Origin of the sequence: Dietzia sp. CW19 (genome assembly GCF_014145265.1) — a bacterium.
Taxonomy (GTDB): domain Bacteria; phylum Actinomycetota; class Actinomycetes; order Mycobacteriales; family Mycobacteriaceae; genus Dietzia; species Dietzia natronolimnaea.
Window position 1 is genome coordinate 4,215 of sequence record NZ_JAALEE010000382.1, and the last position, 3,076, is coordinate 7,290.

General features: G+C 70.8%; 4 protein-coding genes. 3 read left to right on the plus strand and 1 reads right to left on the minus strand.

Annotated features, from left to right (window positions below; genetic code table 11):
* The 3 genes from G6021_RS11725 to G6021_RS11735 all read left to right on the plus strand — a co-directional run.
* Positions 1-566, plus strand: a 566-nt coding sequence (locus tag G6021_RS11725) for a Zn-ribbon domain-containing OB-fold protein (RefSeq protein WP_241736534.1), incomplete at its 5' end; no start/stop codon positions are given.
* The gene (locus G6021_RS11730) at positions 563-1,000 is read left to right on the plus strand and encodes a MaoC family dehydratase (RefSeq protein WP_347238960.1); all 438 of its coding nucleotides are present in this window, start codon (positions 563-565) and stop codon (positions 998-1,000) included. The genes G6021_RS11725 and G6021_RS11730, both read left to right, overlap by 4 nt.
* Entirely contained in the window at positions 997-2,169 is a 1,173-nt protein-coding gene (locus G6021_RS11735; RefSeq protein WP_182641350.1) for a lipid-transfer protein, read from the plus strand. Before G6021_RS11730 ends, G6021_RS11735 begins: the two co-directional genes overlap by 4 nt.
* A gap of 9 nt (positions 2,170-2,178) precedes the next feature.
* Here G6021_RS11735 and G6021_RS11740 read toward each other — a convergent pair.
* On the minus strand, positions 2,179-3,076 hold an 898-nt coding region (locus G6021_RS11740; protein ID WP_182641351.1), incomplete at its 5' end, for an alpha/beta hydrolase.

Sequence of the window (3,076 nt, forward strand, 5' to 3'; positions counted from 1 at the left end):
CCGCCGAGCCCGCGCCGGCGCCCGCGGACCAGATCGTCTCCAGCTCCGGCTCGGCCACCGACGACCTGGTGGTGGGCAAGGTCCTGCGCCCGTCGGTCTCGCACGACACCCGCTTCTTCTGGGACGGGGTCCGTGCCCACGAGCTGCGCATCCAGACGCGCGAGGACGGCTCGCTGCAGCACCCGCCCGTCCCGGCGCTCTGGAAGGACAGGTCCGAGCAGACCGACTACGTCGTGGCCTCCGGCCGCGGCACGGTGTACAGCTTCGTCACCCACCACGCCCCGCGCGTGCCGGGTCGCACGCGGTTCCCGTTCGTCATCGCACTGGTGGAGCTGGAGGAGGGTGTGCGGATGCTCGGCGAGCTGCGCGACGTCGACCCGGCCGAGGTCCGGATCGGCATGGAGGTCGAGGTCGAGTTCCTCGACATGCCCGGCGACCCGGCCGAGGACGCCGCGTTCGGCACCGAGCCGTGGACGCTGTACGCGTGGCGACCGGCCGGTGCACCGGCTGTCGACCGTCAACAATCCGCGGGGTCACCCGCGAGGACCGAAGGGGCCGTCACGTGAGCGAGAACCGTACCGTCTGCCCCGCCGAGCCGCCCGCCGTGGCGGTGGGGGACCGACTCCCCGAGCTGACCATCGAGGGGACCCCGACCTTCATCGTGGCCTCGGCGCTGGCGACCCGGGATTTCCAGGACGTCCACCACGACCGCGACCTCGCCCACGCCAAGGGCTCCAAGGACATCTTCGTCAACATCCTCACCGACACCGGCCTGGTGCAGCGGTTCGTCACCGACTGGGCGGGCCGGCGCGCCCGCATCACGTCCATCAAGCTGCGGCTCGGCGTGCCCTGGTACGCGTACGACTCCCTCACCCTGACCGGAGAGGTCACAGAGGTCGACGGCGACGGGCTGGTCACTGTGAAGATCGTCGGCACGGACTCACTGGGCGCGCACGTCACCTCGACGGCGACCCTCTACATGTACGGAGACCCCCAGTGAGCACGCTGGCTAACAAGGCTGCGATCGTCGGGATCGGCGCCACCGACTTCTCCAAGGACTCGGGCCGCTCCGAACTGCGCCTGGCCGCCGAGGCCGTGCGCACGGCGGTGGCCGACGCCGGTCTGCAGCCGTCGGACGTCGACGGCCTGGTGTCGTTCACCATGGACACCAACACCGAGATCGCGGTCGCCCGCGCCGCCGGCATCGGCTCGCTGAACTTCTTCTCCCGCATCCACTACGGCGGCGGCGCCGCGTGTGCGACCGTGCAGCAGGCCGCGATGGCCGTGGCGACGGGCGTGGCCGAGGTGGTGGTCTGTTATCGCGCGTTCAACGAGCGCTCCGGGATGCGGTTCGGCCAGGTCAACTCGGCGCTCGTGCAGCAGGTCAACTCCTCCGGCACGGACAACGCCTTCTCCTACCCGCACGGACTGTCGACGCCGGCGGGCTTCGTGGCGATGGTCGCGCAGCGCTACATGCACGAGTACGGCGCCACCAGCGAGGACTTCGGGCGGGTCGCGGTGGTGGACCGCAAGCACGCCGCCGTCAACCCGGCGGCCTTCTTCCACGGCACGCCCATCACGCTGGACGACCACCAGAACTCGCGCTACATCGCCGAGCCCCTGCACCTGCTCGACTGCTGCCAGGAGTCCGACGGCGGGCAGGCGATCGTCGTGACGACCCCCGAGCGGGCGCGGGATCTGCCGCACCGGCCAGTGTCGATCGCGGCGGCGGCCTCGGGTTCGGGTCCGGATCAGTACATCATGACCTCCTATTACCGCCCGGAGCTCGCGGGGTTGCCCGAGATGGGCATCGTCGGCGACCAGCTGTGGGCCCAGTCCGGCCTGCGTCCCCAGGACATGGACATGGCCGTGCTCTACGACCACTTCACGCCGTACGTCCTCATGCAGCTCGAGGAACTGGGCTTCTGTGGCCGAGGGGAGGCCAAGGACTTCGTCCGCGAGCCGGGCGCGCTCGAGGTGGGTGGCCGACTGCCGCTCAACACGCACGGTGGCCAGCTGGGTGAGGCCTACATCCACGGCATGAACGGCATCGCGGAGGGTGTGCGTCAGCTGCGGGGCGACTCGGTCAACCAGGTGCCGGGTGCGGAGAAGCTGGTCGTGACCGCGGGTACGGGCGTGCCGACCTCGGGCCTGGTGCTGACGGTCTGACCGGAGGGTTCAGCCGCGCAGGCACCCGCGGACGAACGAGCCGATGTCGCGCACCGCGACCTTGGCCTCGGGAACGAGCGGGTGGAACACCTGGAACACGTGGAACTGATGTGGCCACAGTTGGAACTCGTGCCGGACCCCGTGTTCGGCGAAACGCTCCGCGAGTTGCTCGATCCCCCCACAGAAGATCTCCTCGCCGCCGCACTGGACGAGGAACGGCGGCCAGTCGGGGGACGGGACGTGGTTGATCGGCGAGATGGCGGGGTCGTCCGGGTCCACTCCCGGCGCGTACTGGCGTCGGCAGAGCTCGGCCAGGCCGAGGGCGAGGAACGGGTCCTTACGGGCGCGGTCGCGGGCGGTCATGTCGGTGAAGTCCAGATCCACCCACGGTGAGAGCAGGACGACCCCCGCCGGCATCGCGGCCTGCTCCTTCTCGAGCTGCGCGACGAGCTGGAGGGCGAGGTTGCCGCCGGCGGAGTCGCCGGCCACCACGATGTCCTCCGCCCGGAAGCCCATGCTCAGCAGCCACTCCCAGCCGGCGAGGGTGTCCTCCGTGGCCGCGGGGTGCGGATGTTCCGGTGCGAGCCGGTAGTCGGGCAGGAAGACGGGCACGCCGGTCTCGCTGGCCATCCGTGACGCGAGTGCCTTGTGCGACCAGGGGGATCCGAAGGTGAAGCCGCCGCCGTGGATGTGGTAGATCACCTTGTCCGAGTGGAAGAACCGCTTGCGGCCCACCCAGAGTCCGGGCACGGGGCCGTCCGAGGACCAGTCGTTGGTGGTCTCGAGGGCGGCCGCCCGCCCGGCCCCCGAGGTCAGCGCGCGCAGCCGTCCGAGGGACGCGTCGGTCGCCGGCATCATGTCGAGGGCCGGTCGGACGAACATCCTCAGCCCGCCGGCCAGCCCGCGG